The sequence below is a fragment of the Streptomyces sp. MAR4 CNX-425 genome (genome assembly GCF_048656465.1).
Lineage (GTDB): Bacteria > Actinomycetota > Actinomycetes > Streptomycetales > Streptomycetaceae > Streptomyces.
This window is the reverse complement of the sequence record NZ_JBMDLF010000003.1, coordinates 438,245-460,420: the sequence shown is the minus strand read 5'-3', so window position 1 is coordinate 460,420 and position 22,176 is coordinate 438,245. Positions and strand designations below refer to the sequence as shown.

Annotated in this window: 21 protein-coding genes and 1 pseudogene; 15 read left to right on the top strand and 7 right to left on the bottom strand. The window is 73.3% G+C overall.

Annotation, left to right across the window (positions count from 1 at the left end; all coding sequences use genetic code 11):
* Positions 1–4 precede the first annotated feature (4 nt).
* Entirely contained in the window at positions 5–973 is a 969-nt protein-coding gene (locus ACHZ99_RS11770; RefSeq protein ID WP_420304413.1) for a hypothetical protein, read from the bottom strand.
* 322 nt (positions 974–1,295) lie between these two features.
* On the opposite strand from ACHZ99_RS11770, the gene ACHZ99_RS11765 reads away from it, so the two are divergent.
* The 7 genes from ACHZ99_RS11765 (at position 1,296) to ACHZ99_RS11735 (ending at position 6,831) form a co-directional block, all read left to right on the top strand.
* A complete protein-coding gene (locus ACHZ99_RS11765; RefSeq protein WP_420304412.1) occupies positions 1,296–1,943 on the top strand; it encodes a hypothetical protein in 648 nt (215 codons plus the stop codon).
* 224 nt (positions 1,944–2,167) lie between these two features.
* Entirely contained in the window at positions 2,168–2,983 is an 816-nt protein-coding gene (locus tag ACHZ99_RS11760; protein WP_420304411.1) for a hypothetical protein, read from the top strand.
* An 84-nt stretch (positions 2,984–3,067) separates the two neighbouring features.
* Entirely contained in the window at positions 3,068–3,481 is a 414-nt protein-coding gene (locus ACHZ99_RS11755; protein ID WP_420304410.1) for a hypothetical protein, read from the top strand.
* A 76-nt stretch (positions 3,482–3,557) separates the two neighbouring features.
* Complete coding sequence (locus ACHZ99_RS11750) at positions 3,558–3,860, top strand: hypothetical protein (protein ID WP_420304409.1); 303 nt, start codon at positions 3,558–3,560, stop codon at positions 3,858–3,860.
* Position 3,861: 1 nt separating this feature from the next.
* The gene (locus ACHZ99_RS11745; RefSeq protein WP_420304408.1) at positions 3,862–5,244 is read left to right on the top strand and encodes a WXG100 family type VII secretion target; all 1,383 of its coding nucleotides are present in this window, start codon (positions 3,862–3,864) and stop codon (positions 5,242–5,244) included.
* Between the two features lie 64 nt (positions 5,245–5,308).
* Positions 5,309–6,190, top strand: a complete 882-nt coding sequence (locus ACHZ99_RS11740) for a hypothetical protein (RefSeq protein WP_420304407.1) — start codon at positions 5,309–5,311, stop codon at positions 6,188–6,190.
* Positions 6,187–6,831 carry a hypothetical protein gene (locus tag ACHZ99_RS11735; RefSeq protein WP_420304406.1) on the top strand — a complete coding sequence of 215 codons (645 nt, stop codon included), beginning with the start codon at positions 6,187–6,189 and terminating at the stop codon, positions 6,829–6,831. Before ACHZ99_RS11740 ends, ACHZ99_RS11735 begins: the two co-directional genes overlap by 4 nt.
* A 239-nt stretch (positions 6,832–7,070) precedes the next feature.
* Here ACHZ99_RS11735 and ACHZ99_RS11730 read toward each other — a convergent pair whose 3' ends face one another.
* The 3 genes from ACHZ99_RS11730 to ACHZ99_RS11720 form a co-directional block, all read right to left on the bottom strand.
* Positions 7,071–8,009 (bottom strand): ABC transporter substrate-binding protein, encoded by a 939-nt coding sequence (locus ACHZ99_RS11730; RefSeq protein ID WP_420304690.1) that lies wholly within the window; start codon positions 8,007–8,009, stop codon positions 7,071–7,073.
* A 155-nt stretch (positions 8,010–8,164) separates the two neighbouring features.
* The gene (locus ACHZ99_RS11725; protein WP_420304405.1) at positions 8,165–8,953 is read right to left on the bottom strand and encodes an ABC transporter permease; all 789 of its coding nucleotides are present in this window, start codon (positions 8,951–8,953) and stop codon (positions 8,165–8,167) included.
* Positions 8,953–9,699, bottom strand: coding sequence for an ABC transporter permease (locus ACHZ99_RS11720; RefSeq protein ID WP_420304404.1), 747 nt, complete (start codon positions 9,697–9,699; stop codon positions 8,953–8,955). Before ACHZ99_RS11720 ends, ACHZ99_RS11725 begins: the two co-directional genes overlap by 1 nt.
* An 83-nt stretch (positions 9,700–9,782) precedes the next feature.
* Between ACHZ99_RS11720 and ACHZ99_RS11715 the strand changes: the two are divergent.
* Positions 9,783–10,944, top strand: a pseudogene (locus tag ACHZ99_RS11715) (ABC transporter ATP-binding protein).
* Positions 10,945–10,985: 41 nt separating this feature from the next.
* On the opposite strand, the gene ACHZ99_RS11710 reads toward ACHZ99_RS11715, so the two are convergent.
* Positions 10,986–12,089: an SAM-dependent methyltransferase gene (locus ACHZ99_RS11710; protein ID WP_420304403.1), complete on the bottom strand. Its 1,104-nt coding sequence runs from the start codon at positions 12,087–12,089 to the stop codon at positions 10,986–10,988.
* Positions 12,090–12,183: 94 nt separating this feature from the next.
* On the opposite strand from ACHZ99_RS11710, the gene ACHZ99_RS11705 reads away from it, so the two are divergent.
* Both ACHZ99_RS11705 and ACHZ99_RS11700 read left to right on the top strand, forming a co-directional pair.
* Positions 12,184–13,410, top strand: a complete 1,227-nt coding sequence (locus tag ACHZ99_RS11705; protein ID WP_420304402.1) for a sensor histidine kinase — start codon at positions 12,184–12,186, stop codon at positions 13,408–13,410.
* Between the two features lie 81 nt (positions 13,411–13,491).
* Entirely contained in the window at positions 13,492–14,166 is a 675-nt protein-coding gene (locus ACHZ99_RS11700; protein WP_420304401.1) for a response regulator, read from the top strand.
* Between the two features lie 81 nt (positions 14,167–14,247).
* Here ACHZ99_RS11700 and ACHZ99_RS11695 read toward each other — a convergent pair whose 3' ends face one another.
* Together ACHZ99_RS11695 and ACHZ99_RS11690 are read right to left on the bottom strand one after the other, a co-directional pair.
* Complete coding sequence (locus tag ACHZ99_RS11695; RefSeq protein ID WP_420304400.1) at positions 14,248–15,336, bottom strand: DUF5937 family protein; 1,089 nt, start codon at positions 15,334–15,336, stop codon at positions 14,248–14,250.
* A gap of 14 nt (positions 15,337–15,350) precedes the next feature.
* Complete coding sequence (locus tag ACHZ99_RS11690) at positions 15,351–16,508, bottom strand: threonine aldolase family protein (RefSeq protein ID WP_420304399.1); 1,158 nt, start codon at positions 16,506–16,508, stop codon at positions 15,351–15,353.
* A gap of 163 nt (positions 16,509–16,671) precedes the next feature.
* Here ACHZ99_RS11690 and ACHZ99_RS11685 point away from each other — a divergent pair, with 163 nt between their 5' ends.
* The 5 genes from ACHZ99_RS11685 to ACHZ99_RS11665 are packed head-to-tail and all read left to right on the top strand — an operon-like array spanning position 16,672 to position 22,090.
* Entirely contained in the window at positions 16,672–17,580 is a 909-nt protein-coding gene (locus ACHZ99_RS11685) for a Rossmann-like and DUF2520 domain-containing protein (protein ID WP_420304398.1), read from the top strand.
* Between the two features lie 12 nt (positions 17,581–17,592).
* Entirely contained in the window at positions 17,593–18,498 is a 906-nt protein-coding gene (gene panC, locus ACHZ99_RS11680; protein ID WP_420304397.1) for a pantoate--beta-alanine ligase, read from the top strand.
* Positions 18,495–20,228, top strand: coding sequence for an L-aspartate oxidase (locus ACHZ99_RS11675; protein WP_420304396.1), 1,734 nt, complete (start codon positions 18,495–18,497; stop codon positions 20,226–20,228). The genes panC and ACHZ99_RS11675 overlap by 4 nt, the downstream gene beginning before the upstream one ends.
* 32 nt (positions 20,229–20,260) lie before the next feature.
* On the top strand, positions 20,261–21,292 hold the full coding sequence (gene nadC / locus ACHZ99_RS11670) for a carboxylating nicotinate-nucleotide diphosphorylase (RefSeq protein ID WP_420304689.1): 1,032 nt from the start codon (positions 20,261–20,263) through the stop codon (positions 21,290–21,292).
* Positions 21,293–22,090 carry a type III pantothenate kinase gene (locus tag ACHZ99_RS11665; RefSeq protein ID WP_420304395.1) on the top strand — a complete coding sequence of 266 codons (798 nt, stop codon included), beginning with the start codon at positions 21,293–21,295 and terminating at the stop codon, positions 22,088–22,090.
* Positions 22,091–22,176 lie beyond the last annotated feature (86 nt).

Here is a 22,176-nt window from a genome sequence, read left to right as displayed (position 1 = left end):
CCGTTCAGCTGGCCTGCTCCAGGTCGATGACGCGCCCGACCGGCCCGTGGGGGTCGTCGTCGGGGTCGTCGCCGTCACCCGCCGGAGCGGCGACGGCCCCCTCGTCCGCCCTGGCCTCCGCCTCCGCCTCGGCGAGCACCTCGGGCCCGACGACGTCCGCGAGGTCCGCACCGGCGTCACCGGGCTCCTCGGGCGTACGCCGGTGGCCGCTGCCCGCCGCCGGCCCGCCGGCCGGAGCGCCGCCCGCCGCGGCGGCCCGCTTCGGCCCGTCCCGCGCCGGCTCGCTCCCCCCGGAACGCTGCCCCGGGGGTACGGGCCGCTTGGCCGCGCGCGTGAAGTAGCTGAAGCCGCCCGCGTCGCCGGCGGGCGCCTGCTCGTGGCTCTGCCCGTGGCCCTGGCGGGCGGCGTTGCCCGCGAGGTCGTCGAGGGCCCGGGAGGCGCGCAGGTACGAACTCAGCGAAGGCGGCCGCGCCTGCGGCTGCCCCCCGGCGGGCGGCAGCTCCTTGGCGGGCGTCGCGGCCTCGATGGCCAGCTGCCGCCGCCCTTCGAGCGCGGCGGCCCGCTCGGACTCGGCGGTGGCGTAGCGCGCGAGCAGCGCCGCGTGATCCGTACGCAGCCGCGCGAGGTCGACGTGCCGCGACCCGAGCCGCTTCTCCAACTCCCCCCGGATACGCCGGGCCTCTTCGAGATCGCTCTTCAACTCGGCGACCCGCTCCTCGTGCCGCCGCTCGGCCCGCGCCCGCGCCCCGGTGGCCTCGGCGACCTGCAACGCGGCCATCCGATCCCGCAACCGCCAGAAGGCCGAGGCCCCCACGGCAGCCCCGGCCGCCCCCACGGCGAGCCAGCGCACGGCGGGCCCGTCCCCGGAAACCAGCCACGCCGCGACCGCGCAGCCCAGCGCGACCACGGCGAACGACACGGGCAGCAGGAGCCCGCGCATCGGCGAGGAGAAGCGATGGCGTCCACGAGACATGGCCGCAACTTACCGCGCAGATGCCCCAAATGGGCAGCCCCGAACCGATCGTTTCCCGCCGGTTACGTCCCACCCACCCACCATCCCGGTCCCCCGGCCACCCCGGAGGCCGACCCGGTGGGCCCGGGGCGGACCGGACCGGGAGCCACGGTCAACACGGGAGGAGCGAATGAGAGGAATTGATTGGCCCGGAGCCAGCGCCAAATGAAATTCCATCATTACCGGAAGAGGCAATAGGTGACGGAAATTCGACGCTGGTGCAACTGGATCAACCTTCGATAGCGTCACGACACACAGAGATCCCCCTATCCCCGGAGTCGAAGTGAAGCGCCGCTCTCTCCCCGCCGCCGCGGCGGCCGTTGCCGCACTGAGTCTGCTCCTCGCCGCCTGCGGCGGCAGCGACGACGACAACGCGAACGCCGACGACAAGATCAAGGGCGCCGACTCGGCCACCCCGTCGCCCTCACCGAGCGACTCCGCCGCGGGAAGACCGGAGATCGAACTGCCGGACGACGCGAAGAACGTGTTCGAGGACACCGAGACCGGCGACCCGAAGAAGGACGCGGTCCTGGCGGACAACGCAGACATGGTCAACGCCCTCGACGACGCAATCTTCCGCGGCTCCACTGACACGGACGCCCTCAATTTCTTCCTTGCCGATATCGGCAGGATGAAGGCGACCCAGTTCATCAAGGGCTACCTGGACGACAATCACGCGTGGGCCGGAACCACCCGATACTTCGATCGGCAAGTGAGTTTCCGGGACGATGGTGCGGCAGTCGTTATCTACTGCGCAGACGAGCGCGACGCCTATCTCATCGATGCCAAGACGGGTGAGGCGGACAATGAGACGTCCGCCGGAACAAAGCCGTACGTGCTGTACAACACGCGCCATGAGCAGAACGAACAGGGTGTCTGGCAGACGGTCAACGTCATTTCAGATCGAGGTGCGGCGAAATGCAAGCCGTGAGGCGTTATTTCGTGGCTTTAGGCTCGGCCCTCGCGGTGCTCGGGCTGTTATCCGATCCTGCTGCTGCACAACGAGGGGGAAAGGGTGGCGCCGGAGACTTTGGTGCAGCTCCGGTTGAGGAAGGCCAGGCCGCGGACAACACTATTTCGGCAGCAGCCGGCGGAAAGATCTCATACTCGACCAGTACGGGCTCAGGCGAAAATTCCGGTGGATCGCTGACGCCGATGAGCGATTGGTCGCCACCAGCCTGTTGGTACGCGCCCAAGTGGACGGCGGAGGAGGCAGCGCAAACCCGGCTCGACGGGATGGTCGACCTGAGCCCTCAGCATGACGCGGGCAACGCCGACGCCATGAAGGACAAGTACGTCGACGGTGAGCACGGCGCGTTCAATGTCGAGAAGAACGACAAGGGCTACTGGTGGGGTGCATACACCAACCCCACTGCGGACAGCAGCCAGGCCTCCTCGGACTGTGCCGAGATGCCTTTCTGGGTGGACATGGGTGACGAGCCGCCCGCCGAGATCGAGAACACCATCAACCCCGAGATCCTCGCCCAGCTCGCCTACGAGCAGATCCGCATCCCGGAAGCCACCCCCACGCTGCAACCCGCCGGCGACCGCCAGGTGGTGAACCTCCACACCTGGGTGTCCCTGGACGACGCCGGTTTCCAGCCCGTGTCCGTCACCGCATCCGTCGACGCACTCGGCATCTCCGCCACCACCACCGCCACCCCCGGCAGCCTGCACATCGACCCCGGCACCGATGACGCCGTCACCTTCCCCGAATCCGGCGAATGCCCCCTCAACGACGACGGCACCGTCGGTGAGAAGCGGCCGCCCGGCGCCGAAGAGCCGCCGCCGTGCGGTGTGCAGTACCTCCGATCCACCGAGGCGACCGGGCCGTACGAGTTCGAAGGCTCCGTCACCTGGGTCGTCAGCTGGACCGGGACCAACAACCCCGAACCCACGGAGTTGCCCTCCGGGACGTTCGCCAGCGAGCAGGACGTCACCGTCAGAGAAGTCCAGTCCGTCGTCCGCTGACCGGTCGCGAGAGTAACAAAGGGCCTGTTCTTCGCCGCCAGAGGCGGTGGCTACGCAGCATCGAATACTGAAGTGGGATCGTGTATGAGGCCGATTCTCATCTCTACCCCTATCAACGACGAACTCCGCCTGGTCGCCTACGCCTTCCGCGGTGACCGGGAATCAGCCGAACGGGTCTGGGTGTGCCTGCGCGACGCCGACATCCCGCCGGGAACCGGCTGGCTGGGAAGCTGGAGCAGCAGACCCGAGACCTCGAACGCTGACGAGACCCGCCGGCTGATCCGCGAGCTGACGACCGCCACCTCGAGAACGGCGGGACGCGGCGCATCCGGCGTATGGCTCGGTGAGCACTACTTCTTCGCGGGCTGGGACACCTGGGGCCCGGGCCTGCCCGCCCCGTTGCTGACGTCGGCGCCGCCTGCCGTCGTCGATCAAGCCGTAGAGCATGCCGTTGACGGCATCTTCCGCACAGGCCGTGAGTCGATGACCGATTGCTGAGCCGTCGGTCATCGGCCGCAGCCGCATTGCCCACCGGCTTGCGCTGCCCGGTGCGTCGAACCCGGAAAGGAACGAAATGGCTGACTTAAAGATCAAGGGTGACACTCTAAACGAGCTGCATCACACGTTTGCCACCATCGCCAAACGTATGGACCGCGCCGGCCGGTCCATGAAAGGCGCGGACAGCGAGGTAGTCGGAGCCTGGACGCTGATCAAGCAGGTACAGGACTTCGCCGACGAATGGGATTACGGCATCGAGCAGCTCGGGAAGCACGCTGACGGGGCGGCGCAGATGCTGCGGAAGATAGCCAAGGACTTCGACGGCCTGGAGCGCGAGCTTGAGGCGGCGCTTCAGCCCAAGGGGAAGGGAGGGAGCTGACGTGGGCGACAAGGACTTCCCCACCCTCGGTTTCGACCCGGCGCCCGGCGACGTGTACGGCACGCGGCAGCTGTCCCGGGCCATCGACAAGCTCGCCGACGAACTGGGCACCACCGTACGGGAGCTGGACCGCATCGACGGCGGCCAGTGGAAGGGCAAGGCCGCCGCGGCGTTCACCGACCACGTGGCGGAGGACGTGGCGCCCGACATGAAGCGGGCGCACCAGTCGTTCGACAAGGCCGCGACCGCGCTGCGGCGCTGGGCCGGGGACCTGGACGGCTTCCAGGAGGAGGCGCGGGGGCTGGAGCGTGAGGCGCGGCGGAAGAAGGAGGCTCTTGAGGAGGCCCAGGGCCTCGTGGCCGCCGCGGCGGCGAAGCCGTACCTCGAATCCCCGGTGGAGGAGGGCGGCCGGGGCGGGGGCGGTTCGGACGACCGCGAGGCGGAGCGGGAGAAGAAGCAGCAGGAGAAGCGGGAGGCCGCCGCCGAGGCGGCGGGCGACGCGCTCGAAGAGGTACGGAAGCGGGCGGAGGAGCTGCGGGAGCGCTACTTCCGCTCGGCCGACGCGATCTGCCGGCAACTGGACACCGCGGCGGGCATAGCCCCGGACGAGCCGGGGCTGTTCGACCGGATCGCGAGCGGTGTGTCGGACGTCCTGGGGGACACCCTCGACTGGGTCCAGGACCACGCGGACCTGATCAAAGCGATCGGCGACGTTCTCGGCTACGTCACCGCCGCGCTGACCGTGCTTGCCATCGCCACCGCGCCCTTCCCGCCGATCGGGGCGGCTTTCGCGTCGGCCGCGCTGGTCTACGCCGGTCTGACGCTGCTGACCCACGGAGTGGCCAAGGCGGCGGGGGCGGACGTCAGTTGGGCGACCCTGGGGTTGGAAGCCCTCGGGCTGATCCCGGGTATGGGACTGTTCGCCAAAGGCGTCAAGATCGTGGGCCGCGGCGCGGCGGAAGCGCGCGTCGCCCAACTGGGCGGGCGTTTCGCGATGCGGCGGGTGGGGAGCGTACGCAACATCGTCTCCACCGGAGACCTGGCCGGCACGGTCCAGGGTGGCCTCAAACTCACCATCGCCGGCAAGGGCGTGGCGCTATGGGGGAAGAACCACAACGTCTTCATGGTGGCGGACGACTTCAGCAAGGTGAACACCAAGCTCGCCGCGATCACGGAGCCCACCCGCCGCGGGCGGATGCTCGGCAGCATGGGCCTGGACATCGTCACCGGGGGAAGGGTGGCCGTCGACCCGATGTCCGTGGGCGGGCGGCTCCTGGATACGGGAACCAAGGTGGCCCCGCAATTGGCCGCACCGATTGTCGAGCACCTTCCCGGCGATCCGGTAGGGAGTCTGGGAGACCGTTTGCAGGGTGCGTTCAGCTGACGAAGGGAGGAGTTCCATGGCCTGGTATCCCCGACCGGGTGAGACGTTCCTGTACCGAGGGCCGATGGATTTCGCCACCGGGGTGGCGGCGCCCGTCTCCGGTATGCGGTTTTTCCGTGACACCGAACGCCGGGACATCCAGTACGAGTTACCCGGATGGCCCGAAGGTCCGCGATACGTCGTGCGCGACCGGGCCGGCCGGAGCGCGCGGCGCGCCGGCCGTGGGGCGTCGGTGGGAGTCCATATGGTGGTGAGTTTCGCCCTGAGCGCGGTGACCATGGGCGCGTTCGGCCCCGGACTGCGCGGCCGCCCGGAGGACCCGGCCAACGAGGTCGAGGACTTCCCCGTCATGTGGGCGGCGCCGGGCGCCGTCGCTCGCCGCCTGCCGTGGCAACTCGACCCGCAGCGGCGTGCGAAGAAATACGGCAGCCACGCCATCGCGACGGACCAGCGGCTGGTCCTTGTCGGATTCCCCGACGAGGATCCCTCGCGTGACGAGGTGCTCTGCGAAATCGACCGGGCCGACATCGGGCGCGTGGAAAGACAGCGGTTCAGCAACGAGAAGCGCGACATCCGGGTCGACTTCACCGACGGTTCGTGGTGCCGCCTCCATTCGGACGACGAGAACTCGGTAGAGCAGTTCGTCCGGCATTTTCAGGCCCCACCGCAGCTTGTTCCCGAGGAACAGCTAACCCCCGGGCAACTCGCCGCCATCGCTGAATGCGTGGCGGCTGACGCACGGTACAACGAGCGGGATCCCACCGACTACGACGGCTGGAACGTCACCCGCAGACCGAGCGGAAACTACTTCTTCCAGGCATGGGCGCAGCGGGCTGACGCCATTTCCGGTGCCGTCGGCCCGAGCGCCATCATGGACCGTGACGGCAAACGGGCCTACGACCCCGGTGACTTCGCCTCCGCCGACCCTCAGGGACCCGCCTCATGAACGCGCCCGAAGACCTCACCGCGATCCCGCCCGGGACCGGAATCCCACCGATGTGGTTCACCGTCCCCGACGGCTTCCACGCCCTGCCCATCGCCGCCACGCCCGAGGAGCGCACCGCGCTTGCCGACACCTTCGTACGGGAGCTCTACCCCGAGGGTGACGACGCGCTCTGGGCCGCCTCCGCTCCGTACTACGGCGCCGTGGGGGAGTTCATGGGCCGGAGCGGGCTCTCCTACTCCGCGATGGGGTTCTTCGCGCGTGACGACGGGGGCGTTGTGCACTGCACGCTGACCGCGGCGGGCGTCGAGTCCCGCCACCGGTCGGCGGAGGCGGCGGCCACCGGAATACGGGAGGTGCTGGTCCGGGATCCGATGAACGATGCGAGGTGGGTGGATCTGCCGTGCGGGCCCGCGGTGTCCTGCATTACGTTGCGGGAGTTCACCGTGCCCGAGGAACTCGCGGCCGAGGGGGCGGAGACGAAGCTCCACGCCGCGCAGATCCAGGTTCACGTCCCGTTTCCCACGGGCCCCTATGTCGCCGTCTTCACACTCGACACCACGGCTCTGGACCACTGGGGCGAGTTCTGCGAGATGACCGCGGCAATCATGCAGACCGTCAGTTTCACCACGCCTCCGGAGTGAGAGCAGCGGGCTGTCAGGGCACGGTCGGCGACTCCACGGGAGGAAGGGCAGGGAGGAGGAACCGGAGCGCTTTCGAGTCCGGTCCGTGAGGGGTACCGCTTGGCGGTGGGACGTCGGCGTTCCTTCCGCGCCGCGACCGCAACGACACAGAGGCCGGCCTCCCGGGGCGGCCGGCGGAGGGACCCCTGCCCCGGCGGGGTGAGCCGGCGGGGCAGGGGGGACGGGTGGACGGGGGCGGGTCAGGAGTCGATGAGGTTCTTCTCCTGGAGGTACTCCTTCGCCGCGTCCGCCGGCTTCATGCGCTCCGCGTCGACCTTGCGGTTCAGCTCGATCAGGTCCTCCGTCGTCAGCACCCGGGTCAGCTTGTCCAGCGTGGTTCCGATCTCCTTGTCGGAGGCCGCGTCGGCGTTGAGGACCGGGAGGATGTTGTCCGCGTTCTGGAGGCCCTTGTCGTCCTCCAGCAGCACCAGGTCGAACTGGTCCAGGGTGGCGTCCGTGGTCGTCGTCAGGGCCAGCTGGTTGGTGCCGTCCTGGACCGACTGCTTCCCCGCCGGGGTGCCGACGCCCAGGGGGTCGATCTTCGTGATGTCGATGTCGTACGTCTTCTCCAGGCCCGGTTCGCAGAAGGGGCGCTCCGGGCACTCGTCGCCCGCCGCGAGGCGGATGGGGTCGCCGGTCTTGCCGAGGTCGCTCAGTGTTTTGAGGTCGTTCTCGGCGGCGTAGTCCTTGGAGACGGCGAAGGCGTTCTGGTCGACGGCGTCGCCGGCGTCGAGCACCGTCAGGCCGCGGGGCTCGGCGAGCTTCCGCAGCGCCGCCACCGTCTCGTCGACGTCGTTGGACGCGACCGGGTTCTTGTCGGGCGCCTCGGGGCCGTTCTCCTTCGCGTTGAGGAACTCGGCGAGGGTGGCCGCGTACTCGGGGAAGACGTCGATGCTGCCCTTCTCCAGTTCCGGCTCGTACAGCTCGCGGTTCTCCAGTTTCTTTATCGTGACGTCGTAGCCGGCGTCCGTGAGCAGGGCCGAGTACAGCTCGGCGGTCACCGTGGAGACCGTGAACCCGGCCTGGCCCACGACCAGGGACGACTTGCCGTCGTCCGCGGAGTCCGAGCCGCCCTTCTCCTCCAGGCTGTCGCCGCCGCAGGCCGCGAGCCCCGCGGTCAGGGCGGCGGCGGCCAGCACCGAGGCGGCGGCGCGGGCTCGAACGCGGTTGGTGATCAAGGGATTCTCCGTCCTTAGGGAGTTGATATTCGAGGCGGGCGGTTCGAGGGGCTTCCGGAGGAGAATGCCGGTGTCCTGCGCGCCCGCCGGGGTGCGGCGTGACGTGACGCCGCACCCTACAGCGGCGCCGGCGCCGGCTTTTCTTTCTTCGCCGGTACGTCCGTCTCCTCCGTCCCCGGCGGCTGGGGCGCCCCCGGGGGGCCCGCCGGCGTACGGCGTCCGTGCCCGCGGCGGCCGCCGTTGCGGCCGCGCATCGGGTCGAGGAGCCGCTGGGCGACGACGAGGACGCCCTCCAGCACCAGGGCCAGCACCGCCACCAGGAACGCGCCGGCCACCACCATCGGGGTGTTGTACGTGCGGAAGCCGGCGGTGATGATCCGGCCGAGGCCGCCGCCCCCCGCGATGGCCGCCAGCGTGGCCGTGGCGACGACCTGCACCGTCGCCGACCGGAGGCCGGTCATCACGAGCGGGTAGCCCAGCGGCAGCTCCACCCGGCCCAGCAGCTGCGGCCCGGACATGCCCATGCCCCGCGCCGCCTCCACCACGTCCCGGTCGGCCTCGCGGATGCCCACGTACGCGTTGGTCAGCAGCGGCGGCATCGCGAACAGCACGAGCGCGATGACCGTCGGCCAGTCCCCGTGCATCCGCAGCGGGGTGAGCATGAGCAGCCCGAGGACCGCGAGCGTGGGCACGGCCCGGCCGACGTTCGAGATGTTGATCGCGAGGGTGCCGCCCTTGCCGATGTGGCCCAGCCAGAACGCGACGGGCAGCGCGACGGCGCAGGCTATGGCGAGCGACATGCCGGTCAGGTACAGGTGTTCGCCCAGCCGTACGCCGACGCCGCTCGGCCCCGACCAGTTCGACCCGGTGGTCAGCCACGTCCACGCGTCCGCGATGGTCCCCATCAGGCCGCCTCCTTCTGCCGCCGCCCGGCGGCCGCCCGCGCACGCGCGCGGACCCCGCCGCCGTCACCGCTCCCGCGCCGCCGTGTCCGCGCCCAGGGCGTGAGGAGCCGCTGGAGCCCCAGGAGCAGCAGGTCGGCCAGCACCGCGAGCAGCACGCAGAGGACCGACGCGGTGAGCACCTGGGCCTTGAACAGGCTGCGCATGCCCTCGACGATGAGGTTGCCCAGGCCGCCGTAGCCGATGATGCCGCCGACCGTCGTCATCGCGATCGTCGACACCGTCGCTATCCGCAGCCCGGCCATGACGGCGGGCAGCGCGAGCGGCAGCTCGACGGCGAAGAGCAGGCGCGTCTGCCCGTACCCCATCCCGCGGGCCGCTTCCCGGGTCTCGGCCGGTACGGAGTCGAGTCCCGCCAGGAGGTTGCGGATGAGGATCGTCAGCGAGTAGAGAACGAGACCGGTGACGACGACGGACGCCGAAATACCCATCAGCGGGACCAGCAGCGAGAACATGGCGAGCGACGGAATCGTGTACAGCACCGTCGTCAGGCCGAGCACCGGGCCCGTCAGGACCCGCCAGCGGCGGGCGACCAGCGCCAGCGGGAAGGAGATCAGCAGGCCGATCGCCACGGAGGCCAGCGTGATCCAGACGTGCTGGACCGTGGCGTCCACGAGCTCGTCGCTGCGGCTGCGGACGTACTCCCCGCAGATCCACTCGTTCGCTGCCAGGCAGCTGGAGGCTTTCACGCCACCCCTCCTTCCCGTAGGCAGCTCCATTAGACCCTCCACCGCTGACAGCAGGGCCGGACGGCGGGGCAGAATGAGGAAACATGATCCGATTCGAGCACGTGACCAAGCGGTACCCCGACGGGACCGACGCGGTGAGCGACCTGTCGTTCGACGCCGCCGAGGGCGAGCTGGTGACGCTCGTCGGTCCGTCCGGCTGCGGCAAGACGACCACCCTGAAGATGGTCAACCGGCTCATCGAGCCGACCGCCGGCCGCATCGAGGTCGACGGCGCGGACGTCATGGCCACCGACCCCGTCGAGCTGCGCCGCCACATCGGCTACTGCATCCAGAGCGTCGGCCTCTTCCCGCACAAGACCGTCCTCGACAACACCGCCACCGTGCCCCACCTGCTCGGCTGGCCGCGCGCCAAGCGGCGGGAGCGGGCGGCGGAGCTGCTGGACCTGGTCGGCCTCGACCCGGACGAACACGGCCGCCGCTACCCCGACCAGCTCTCCGGCGGCCAGCGCCAGCGCGTCGGCGTGGCGCGGGCGCTGGCGGCGGATCCGCCGGTGCTGCTGATGGACGAGCCGTTCGGGGCGGTGGACCCGGTGGTGCGGGAGCACCTCCAGAACGAGTTCCTGAAGCTACAGGCGCGGATGCGCAAGACCGTGCTCTTCGTCACGCACGACATCGAGGAGGCGGTCCGGCTCGGCGACCGCATCGCGGTGTTCGGGACGGGGAGCATCGAGCAGTTCGACTCGCCGGCCGCGGTCCTGGGCGCGCCCGCGACCCGTCGCCGCCGACTTCGTCGGCGCCGACCGGGGGCTGAAGCGGCTGTCGGTCACGGAGATCGAGCGCGGCGACCTGGAGGAGCCGCCGGTGGTCCGGCTCGACGACGACGCCCGGGAGGCGTCCGCGGCGCTCCGGGCCCGGGGCGCGCGCTGGGCGGTCGTGCTGGACGAGGCGGGCGATCTGCACGGCTGGGTCGGGGCGGACGAGATCGCCCGGGGCGGCATCGTCTCGGACTACGCGCGGCGGATGGACGCCTGGCTGCCGCTGGGGGCGAGCCTGAAGAAGGCGTTCGCGACGATGTTGCAGTACGACGCGGGGTGGATCGCGGTGCTGGACGACGAGGAGACGGGGCGGTTCGCCGGGGTGCTGACGCCGGCCAGCCTGCACGAGGCGCTGCGGCGGTCGATCGACGCGGACGCGCGGGCGGTGGACCGGGCCGAGGTGGAGCTGGACTCGCTGCCGCAGGGGTGAGATGCGGGCGCGGGCGTACGGGCCGGGCGGTGCCCGCCGCGTCAGGGCAGGACCGGGGCGATGCCGACGTGGTGGGCCAGCCAGGTGAAGCCGCCGAGCCCCGCCGGGTCGAGAAGCTCTGCGGCCTGCCCGGCGGCGGCCAGCCGCCGCAGATAGCCGGCCGGGTCGCTGGAGGCCAGCGCCAGCGGCGGCCGGGTGCCGTCGAGCCCGAGCCCCCGCAGCGCCTCCCGCTGCGACAGCAGCAGCGGCCGCCCGTCCCGCTCCGGCGCGGCCGCCACCGCGTCCAGCGCCACGTGCGCCGTCACGTCGCATTCGCCGTCCGGCCGCGGGGGCACCTCGTGCCCGTCGCGGAAGCCCGTCAGCGTGCCGTACGGGGGCCGGGCAGCCCGGGTGTGGGCGTAGTCCGCGGTGACGGCGAGACCGGCGGTCACCGCGGCGACCGCCGCCGACCACGCCGCGTCGCGCGGGGCGCCGATCTCCGCCCGGCTGCCCGGCGGCGCGCCGTCCAGCGGCCACCAGCGGCGCAGCCACTCCGCGTCGGCGCCGCCGACCTCCGCGCCCAGCCGCTCCGTGCCGTCCGCCGCGACCTCCACGTACCGCGCGACGCCCCGCCCGTCCGTCTCCGCGACGTCCACCGGCACGTTGTCCAGCCACTCGTTGGCGAACAGCAGCCCCCGTATCCCCGCGGTGGGGGTACCGCCCACGCGCGGAGCGCTGTGGGGGAGCTCCGCCCGCCAGGTGATCCGCTCGTCCAGCCCCGCCGGCCGCGGGCCGACCTCCACCGCGTACGCCCGCAGCCGCCCCGGCCCTTCGTACGCCGCCAGCACCCCCGTCAGCAGCTCGCCCCGCCCCGCGCCGACGTCCACCACGTCCAGCTCCGCCGGCCGCCCCAGCGCGACCGCCACCCGCTCCGCCAGCTCCGCCACCGCCGCCGCGAACAGCGGTGACGCGTGCACCGAGGTACGGAAGTGGCCCGCCGCCCCGGCGCCGGGCCCGGGCCGGCGGTAGAAGCCCTCCGGCCCGTACAGCGCCCGCCGCATGGCCTCCCGCCAGCGCAGCGGGCCTCCCGCGCGCGTGGTGCCCGCCTCGCCCGCCCGGCCCGGTTCGGCCCCCGCGTCCCGTCCCCGCGTCCCACCGTTCTCCACAGGCGCATCCTCCACCCTGCGGAGTAGTTGCATCGACCAGGGATCGCCCCGGGGACTGACTCCCGCTTACGCGCGCATGCCTACGCTGGGTGACGTGCAACGTGTCTACGACTTCCTCCGCCGGCATCCGACGCTGGTCGACAGCTTCTGGGCTGTCTGCCTCGTCGTGATGACGGGTGGCTGGCTGGTCACCGTGGACATGACCGAAGAGGGCAACCCGCACGCCCCCGTCACCGACGTCGAGAAGACGGTGGCGCTGGTCATCGGCATCGGCTACGCCGTCGTCGTCGCGCTGCGCCGCCGCAGGCCCGAGCGCATGCTGCTCTTCGCCGGCGCCCTCGGCGTCGCCCAGGTCGCGCTGGACTCGGCCCCGGGCCCGGCGAACTTCGCCATGCTCGTCGTCATCTTCACCGTCGCCGCCGGCGACGTGCCCTGGGCGTCGCGGCTGGCGCTCGTCGGCGCCGCCGCCGCGCCCGCGATCAACGCGCTGCGCTGGCGGGAGACCGAGGAGACCGTCGTCGGGCAGGTCGTCGCCCTCGCCTTTCTGACCGTCCCGTTCCTGCTCGCCTGGGTGCTCGGCGACTCGCTGCGCACCCGCCGCGCCTACTACGCGCAGCTGGAGGAGCGCGCCGCCCGGCTGGAGCGGGAGCGGGAGACGCAGTCGCGGATCGCGGTCGCGGCCGAGCGCGCGCGGATCGCCCGCGAGCTGCACGACGTCGTGGCGCACAATGTGTCGGTCATGGTCGTGCAGGCCGACGGCGCCGCGTACGTGCTGGACAGCGCGCCACAGCAGGCCAAGGAGGCGCTCACCACCATCTCCGGCACCGGCCGGCAGGCGCTGGCGGAGATGCGTCGGCTGCTCGGCGTGCTGCGCACCGGCGACCCGGGCGCGGGCGGCGAGTACGTGCCGCAGCCCGGCGTGGAGCAGCTCGCGGAGCTGGTCGAGCAGGTGCGCGGCGCGGGGCTCACCGTGTCGTTCGAGGTGGCCGGGTCGCCGCGGGAGCTGCCGAGCAGCATCGAGCTGGCGGCGTACCGCATCGTGCAGGAGGCGCTGACCAACACGCGCAAGCACGGCGGGCCGCAGGCGGGCGCGGCGGTGCGGCTGACGTACGGGGACGGCGAGCTGGAGGTGCTGGTCGAGGACGACGGCCGGGGCTCGCTGCCCGAGCTGTACGAGGAGGGTGGCGCCGACGGCCAGGGCCACGGGCTCATCGGCATGCGCGAGCGCGTGGGGATGACCGGCGGCGAGCTGGACGCGGGCCCGCGGCCCGGCGGCGGCTTCCGGGTACGGGCGGTGCTGCCGCTGAAGACGGCCGCCTGACCGACGGCCTACGGCCGGACGCGGGAAGAGGCGGGAACCCAGGGCGGCCCAGGCTGCTCTTCGTAAAGAGAAGGGACGCACGTGACGATCCGGGTCATGCTCGTGGACGACCAGGCGCTGCTGCGCACCGGCTTCCGGATGGTGCTGGCCGCCCAGCCCGACATGGACGTCGTCGCGGAGGCCGGGGACGGCGACGAGGCGCTGCAACTGCTCGGCGTCACGAAGGTGGACGTCGTCCTGATGGACGTGCGCATGCCGCGCCTGGACGGCGTCGAGGCGACGCGGCGCATCTGCGCGGACAAGCCGCCGGAGGCGCCGCCGAAGGTGCTGATACTGACCACCTTCGACCTCGACGAGTACGCCTTCTCCGCGCTCCAGGCCGGGGCGTCGGGCTTCATGCTCAAGGATGTGCCGCCGGGGGACCTGCTGAGCGCCATCCGGGCCGTGCACAGCGGCGACGCGGTCGTCGCGCCGAGCACGACGCGGCGGCTCATCGACCGGTTCACCGCCGTGATGCCCGCGCCCGCGGGCGAGCGGGCGCACCCGGAGCTGCAACGGCTGACGGACCGGGAGCGCGAGGTGCTGCTGCTGATCGCGCAGGGGCTGTCGAACGGGGAGATCGCGGCGCGGCTGGTGCTGTCGGAGGCCACGGTGAAGACGCATGTGGGGCGGATCCTCACGAAGTTGGAGCTGCGGGACAGGGTGCAGGCGGTGGTCCTGGCCTACGAGACGGGTCTGGTACGGGCCGGGGGCTGAGGCGTACGGGCACGCGCGCGGGACCCCCGGCCGCCGGGGCCCCGCGCCGGCGCAGCAGGCCGCACGCGGCAGGCCGTCCGCTCAGCGCAGCAGGCCCTCCAGCAGCGACCCGCCCAGCCGGGCCACCTCGGGCAGCGACAGCTCGTACTGCACGTACCGCCCGCGGCGCCGGGTGACGACCAGGCCCGCCTTCTTCAGCACCGCCAGGTGCCGGGACACCTCCGGCGCCGTCAGCTCGTGCACGGCGGCCAGCTCGCCCGTCGTCGTCGGCGTGCGCGAGATCGTGCGGCACAGCCGGAGCCGCACCGGGTGGGCCAGCGCCTCCAGCCGCAGCTGCAACGTGTCCAGCGCCGGGGCCCGGGGCAGGTCCGGCGCCGGTATCGGGTATTGGACGACCGGGCGCCAGCCCGGCGCGTACACCACCAGCATGTGCGGCCAGCCGAACGCCGTCGGCAGGAACGTCACGCTCTCGCGCGCGACGGCGCGGCCCGTGCTCAGCTTGTCGGCGACGATCCGCACCGAGCCGTCCTCGCCCTCGTCCAGCCGCAGCGCCCCCGACACGTCCGCCAGCGCCGCCTTGAGCCCCTTGCGCCGCAGCAGGTCCGTCTTGTGCCGGGCGTCGGCGGCCAGGGAGTGACGGACGCGCTCCCACGTCTCGTCGAAGAACGCGTCCGCGCAGTCCTCCAGCAGCCGGCGCAGCCAGACCCGCAGCCCGTCGGGGTCGGTGAGCATCCGGTCGACGAACGCCGCCTGCCGCGGGCCGCGCGCGGCCGCGCGCTCGACGGCCGCGCGGCGGGTGGCGGGGTCGGTGAGCGGGGACGGGTTGCCGTGCTGGTACGTCGGGTTGCACACGATCTCGAACGCGGCGGTGACGAACAGGTCGTCCGGTATCCCGTCGAGCGCGTCCAGCTCCTCGGCGAGGGTCGCGCCCGGCGCGGCGGGCAGCAGGATGTCGGCCCGCCCGGCGCTCCACAGGAACTCCGCCTCGCTCAGCCGGTCCGCGAGCCCGGGGTCGAGCCCGGCGGCGGTCGCGGCCGTCCAGCCGGCCGCGCCCGGGTGGTGCGCGGGCGAGGCGAGCGCGTGCAGCGCGGCGCCCAGCTCGGCGAGCGGCGACGGCACGAAGCCGATGCGCTCGGCCGGGAGGCCGGTGATGTCGAGGGTGACGCTCATGCGGCCATGATCCGCTACGGCACCGACATCGCGGGGTCCGCGCCCGCCACCCGCCCGATCAGCGCCGCCGCCTCCGCCGCCACGTCCGCCGCCGTCCACGCCAGCCCCGGTTCCGTCACCGTGACCTCCGTCATCGACAGCCCCGGCGGGTCGCCGGGCTCCGTCCACACCCGGAACAGGCACGTCCCGGTCTCCTCCGCCAGCGCCGTCCCCGCGTCCATCAGCGCCTCCGCCCCGTACGGCAGCCAGACCTGGAACTGGTGCGTGTGCGGCACCCCGGGGTGCACCCGGAAGAACGGCACCCCCGCCGCCGCGAACCCCTCCCGCAGCGCCTCGGCGACCACGCGCGCGTGCGCGACGTACGACGGCAGCCGCGGCAGCTCCAGCTGGAGCCCCTCCAGCGCGGCCAGCGCCGCCGGCCACTGCTGGAACAGCAGCCCGCCGTACCGGTGCCGCCACGCGCGCGCCTCGTCGACGAACCCCGCGGGACCCGCCAGCGCCGCGCCGGACAGCCCGCCCAGCGACTTGTAGTACGAGACGTAGACGCTGTCCGCGAGCCCGGCGATCTCCGCCAGCCCGCGCCCGAAGTGCGTCGTGCACTCCCACAGCCGGGCGCCGTCCACGTGCACGACCGCCTCCCGCTCCCGCGCCGCCGCGACGGTCTCCGCCAGCTCCTCCCACTGAGGCAGCACGAACCCCGGCTCGCGCATCGGCAGCTCCAGCATCAGCGTGCCGAAGGGCTCGTCCAGCGCCCGTACCTCCGCCGCCGTGGCGGTCCGCGGCTCGCGCGTGGGGTGGACGGCGCGCAGCCCGCTGACGACCGCGTACGCCGCGCGCTCGTGCACCTCCAGGTGGGCCAGCGGGTGCGAGGCGACGACGCGGCTGCCGGTGCGCTCCGCCCAGCAGCGCAGCGCGACCTGCTGCGCCATGGTGCCGGTGGGGAAGAACGCCGCGTCCTCGTGGCCGAGCAGCCCGGCCGTGCGCTGCTCCAGCTCGGCGACGATCCCGCCCGCGTAGACGTCGACCGTCCGGTCGAGGTCGACGCCGCCGGGGCGGGCGGTGGCGAGGCGGGACAGGCGCGCGGAGATGGTCGGGAGGGAGGGCGCGAGGGTGCGCTCTGCCGCCGCCCAAGTCGCGCGCCTGCGGGTCATGGGGTCGTCCGCGTCCGTCATGGGCCCCGATCATGCCCGCCGCGGCCGCCGCGGCCCAGCGGTTTACGCGCCGGCCCGGCGGGCGCCGTAGAGCGTGGCCGGACACACACCGGCGGGCGGCGGCGCCGCAAGTACCATGAAGCCGTACGTCCGGTACCCGAAGCGGACTGGAACGGAAGGCGCCGTGAACCCCAGCCCCACCCCCGAGCCGCGGGAGAAGCCCGCCCGGCTCGACGTCGGCGTGGTCGGCGCGGGCCGGGTCGGCCCGCCGCTCGCCGCCGCGCTCGCGCTCGCGGGCCACCGGCCCGTCGCCGTGCACGCCGTCTCCGACGGCGCCCGCCGCCGGGCCGGGGAGATGCTGCCCGACGTGCCCGTCACCGAGCCGGCGGAGGTGCTGGCGCGGGCCGACCTCGTGCTGCTCACCGTGCCGGACGACGTGCTGCCCGGGCTCGTCGAGGGCCTCGCCGGCACGGGTGCCGTACGCCCCGGGCAGCTTCTCGTCCACACGTCGGGCCGGTACGGGGCCGGGGTGCTGGAGGCCGCCACCCGCGCCGGCGGGCTGCCGCTCGCGCTGCACCCCGCGATGACGTTCACCGGCACCGCCGTCGACGTCCAGCGGCTCGCCGGCTGCTCCTTCGGCGTCACCGCGCCGGGCGAGCTTCGGATGGCGGCGGAGGCGCTGGTCGTGGAGATGGGCGGGGAACCGGAGTGGGTGGAGGAATCCGCCCGGCCGCTGTACCACGCGGCGCTGGCCATCGGCGCCAACCATCTGGTCACGCTCGTCGCGCAGTCGATGGAGCTGCTGGACAAGGCGGGCGTCGGCGCCCCCGACCGGATGCTGGGCCCGCTGCTCGGCGCCGCCCTCGACAACGCGCTGCGCAGCGGCGACGCGGCCCTCACCGGGCCGGTCGCGCGCGGCGACGCGGGCACGGTCGCGGCGCACATCGAACAGCTGCGCGCGCACGCGCCGCAGGCCGTGCCCGCGTACGTCGCGATGGCCCGGGCGACGGCGGACCGCGCGCTCGCGGGCGGGCTGCTCAAGCCGGAGCTCGCCGAGGACCTGCTGGGGGTCCTCGCCGACGGAGCACGCTGAAGGACGGCGACGATGACCGCTCTGCTCGTACACGAAGCCGCGCTGCTGCCGGAGCCGCCGGGGGCGCCCGGGGATTCTTCCGGGCGCCCGGCGCGCGCCGTGGTGATGACCATGGGCGCGCTCCACGAGGGGCATGCCGCGCTGGTCCGCGCGGCCCGCGCCGAGGTGGGCCCGTACGGGCAGGTCGTGGTCACCGTCTTCGTCAACCCGCTGCAGTTCGGCCCCGGCGAGGATCTGGACCGCTACCCGCGCACCCTCGACGCCGACGTCCTGCTCGCGGGCAAGGAGGGCGCGGACGTCGTCTTCGCGCCGGCGCGCGACGAGGTCTACCCGGGCGGCGAGCCGCAGGTGCGCGTCAGCGCCGGGCCGATGGGGGAGCGGCTGGAGGGCACCTTCCGCCCCGGGCACTTCGACGGCGTGCTGACCGTCGTCGCGAAGCTCCTGCACCTGACCCGGCCGGACGTGGCGCTGTACGGGCAGAAGGACGCGCAGCAGCTCGCGCTGATCACGCGCATGGTGCGGGACCTCGACTTCCCGGTACGGATCGTCGGCGTGCCGACCGTCCGCGAACCGGACGGGCTCGCGCGGTCCAGCCGCAACGTGTACCTCTCCGCGCCGGAGCGCACCACCGCGCTCGCGCTGTCCCGCGCGCTGTTCGCGGCGCGCGACCGGGCCGGCGCCGCGGCCGGCGGCCCGCGGGCGGCGCTGGCGGCGGCGGAGCGGGTGCTGCACGACGCGGGCGGGGCGACGCCGCCGCTGGAGCTGGACTACGTGGCGCTCGTGGACCCGGCGGACTTCACGCCGGTGGCGGCGGACGGAGCGCCGTACGACGGCGAGGCCGTCCTCGCCGTCGCCGCCCGGGTCGGCGCCACCCGCCTCATCGACAACATCCGCCTCACCTTCGGGAGAACACCGTGACCGCGATACGGCTCGGCGCCCCCGCCTCCGGCTGGGCGCTGCACACCGACGTCGTCGTGGTGGGCTCCGGCGTCGCCGGCCTCACCGCCGCGCTGCGCTGCGCGGAGACGGGCCGGCGGGTCGTCGTCGTCACCAAGGCCAACCTCGACGACGGCTCGACCCGCTGGGCCCAGGGCGGCATCGCCGCCGCCCTCGGCGACGGCGACAGCCCCGAGCAGCACCTCGCCGACACCCTCGTCGCCGGCGCCGGGGTGTGCGACGAGGACGCCGTACGCACCCTCGTCACCGAGGGCCCCGCCGCCGTACGCCGCCTCATCGCGACCGGCGCCGCCTTCGACACCGACCCCGCCAGCGGCGCCATCGAGCTGACCCGCGAGGGCGGCCACCGCCGCCGCCGCATCGCCCACGCGGGCGGCGACGCGACCGGCGCGGAGGTTTCCCGCGCGCTGGTCGAGGCGGTGCGCGCGGCGGGCATCGAGACCGTCGAGCACGCGCTCGTACTCGACCTGATCAAGGACGCGGAAGGGCGCGCGGCCGGCGTCACGCTGCACGTCATGGGCGAGGGCGCGCGCGACGGCGTGGGCGCCGTGCACGCCCCCGCGGTGGTGCTCGCCACCGGCGGCATGGGCCAGGTCTTCTCCGCGACCACCAACCCGCCGGTCTCCACCGCCGACGGCGTCGCGCTCGCGCTGCGCGCCGGGGCGGAGGTGTCGGACCTGGAGTTCGTGCAGTTCCACCCGACGGTGATGTTCCTGGGCCCGGACGCGCAGGGCCAGCAGCCGCTGATCTCCGAGGCGGTACGGGGCGAGGGCGCCCACCTCGTCGACGCGGACGGCGTGCGGTTCATGGTGGGGCAGCACGAGATGGCGGAGCTGGCGCCCCGCGACGTGGTGGCGAAGGGCATCGTGCGGCGCATGGCCGAGCGCGGCGCCGACCACATGTACCTGGACGGACGGCACTTCGGCGCGGAGATGTGGAAGCAGCGCTTCCCGACGATCTTCGCGGCCTGCCGCGCGCACGGCTTCGACCCGGTCCACGAGCCGGTCCCGGTCGCCCCGGCGGCCCACCACGCCTCCGGCGGCGTCGTCACGGACCTGCACGGGCGGACGAGCGTCCCGGGGCTGTACGCCTGCGGCGAGGTCGCCTGCACGGGCGTGCACGGGGCGAACCGGCTGGCGTCCAACTCCCTGCTGGAGGGCCTGGTCTTCGCCGAGCGCATCGCGGCGGACGTCGCCGCCGCGGCCGCACCCGGCGGAGCGGCTCTCCTGACGGAGAAGGACGATCCGCCCCGGGAGACCCCCCTCGTCCCGCCCGGCGCCCGCCCGGAGATCCAGCGCGTGATGACCGTCGGCGCCGGGGTCCTCCGCTCCGCTGCCGGCCTCGCCGGGGCCGCCGCCGAGCTGCGCGCGGTACGCGACACCGCGCGGCCCGCCGCCGCGGCGCCGTGCGTGGAGACCTGGGAGGCCACGAACCTGCTGCTCGTCGCGGAGGTCCTCGTCGAGTGCGCGCGGCGGCGCGCCGAGACCCGCGGCTCGCACTGGCGCGAGGACCACCCCGACCGGGACGACGCCCGCTGGGCCCGCCACTTCCTCGTCACCCTCACCCCCGGTCCCGTACGCCCCGCAGACCCCGCGGCACCCGCAGACCCCGCAGACCCCGCAGCCCTCGCAGACCCCGCACTCGCCGTCCGGACCACCGCCGGCACCGCCTTCCACCGGGAGACCCCGTGAGCAGTACCCCAGAGCCCGACCGACCTCAGCCCGTGGAGCTGACCCTCCTGCCCCTCGGCGGCCCGGACCCGGGCGCCGACGCCGGCGGCGGCTGCGGCGACGCCTGCGGCTGCGGCGCGGGCGGCGCGGACGGCGGCGCCGAGGGGGCGTACGGCCACGACCCCCTGGAGTGCGGCCTCGACCCGGGCCTCGCCCAGCTCCTCGCCGAGGCGGGCCTCGACCCCGTCTACGTCGAGGACGTCGCCCACCTCGCCGTCGAGGAGGACCTCGACCACGGCGTCGACGTGACGACCGTCGCGACCGTCCCCGAGGACGCCGTCGCCACCGGCGACTTCACCGCCCGCGAGGCCGGCGTGGTCGCCGGCCTGCGGGTCGCCGAGGCGGTGCTCTCCGTCGTCTGCACCGACGACATGGAGGTCGAGCGGCACGCCGAGGACGGCGACCGGGTCGCGGCCGGACAGCGGCTGCTGACGGTCCGTACCCGCACCCGCGACCTGCTCACCGCCGAGCGCAGCGCGCTCAACCTCCTGTGCCGCCTCTCCGGCATCGCCACCGCCACCCGCGCCTGGGCCGACGCCCTCGACGGCACCGCGGCGCGGGTCCGCGACACCCGCAAGACGACGCCCGGCCTGCGCGCGCTGGAGAAGTACGCGGTGCGCTGCGGCGGCGGCGTCAACCACCGCATGTCGTTGTCGGACGCGGCGCTGGTCAAGGACAACCACGTGGTCGCGGCGGGCGGTCTGGCGGCGGCGTTCGGCCTGGTGCGGGACGAGTTCCCGGACCTGGACGTGGAGGTGGAGGCGGACACCCTGCACCAGGTCCGCGAGGCCGTCGACGCGGGCGCCGACCTGATCCTGCTGGACAACTTCACGCCCGGCGAGACCGAGGAGGCGGTGGCGCTCGTCGCCGGCCGCGCCCGCCTCGAATCCTCCGGGCGGCTGACGCTCGACAACGCGCGCGTGTACGCCGAGACAGGCGTCGACTACCTCGCCGTAGGGGCGCTCACCCATTCCACCCCCATCCTCGACATCGGCCTCGACCTCCGTGAGGAGGGCGACGGCTAGATGCTCCTCACCATCGACGTCGGCAACACCCACACCGTCCTCGGTCTCTTCGACGGTGAGGAGATCGTCGAGCACTGGCGCATCTCCACCGACCCGCGCCGCACCGCGGACGAGCTGGCGGTGCTGTTGCAGGGCCTGATGGGCATGCACCCGCTGCTCGGCGAGGAGCTGGGCGACGGCATCCACGGCATCGCCGTCTGCTCCACCGTCCCCTCGGTGCTGCACGAGCTGCGCGAGGTCACCCGCCGCTACTACGGCGACGTCCCCTCCGTGCTCGTCGAGCCCGGCGTGAAGACCGGCGTGCCCGTCCTGATGGACAACCCCAAGGAGGTCGGCGCCGACCGGATCATCAACGCCCTGGCGGCGGCCGAGCTGTACGGCGGCCCGGCCGTCGTCGTCGACTTCGGCACGGCCACGACGTTCGACGCGGTCAGCGAGCGCGGCGAGTACGTCGGCGGGGTCATCGCGCCGGGCATCGAGATCTCCACGGAGGCGCTCGGGGTGCGCGGCGCGCAGCTGCGCAAGATCGAACTGGCCCGGCCGCGCGCGGTGATCGGCAAGAACACCGTCGAGGCGATGCAGTCCGGCATCCTCTACGGGTTCGCGGGGCAGGTCGACGGCGTCGTGAACCGCATGGCGGCGGAGCTGGCCGACGACCCGGACGAGGTCACCGTCATCGCCACGGGCGGGCTGGCGCCGATGATGCTGGCCGACTCCTCGGTGATCGACGAGCACGAGCCGTGGCTGACCCTGATCGGCCTCCGCCTGGTCTACGAGCGGAACGTCTCGACCACCTGACCGCGCGCGTACGCCCCGAAAGCCCGCCTCCGTAGCGATGGCCCGTTCCGCGCGCCTTCGCGGCATGAGCACCTTTCAGGGCCTAA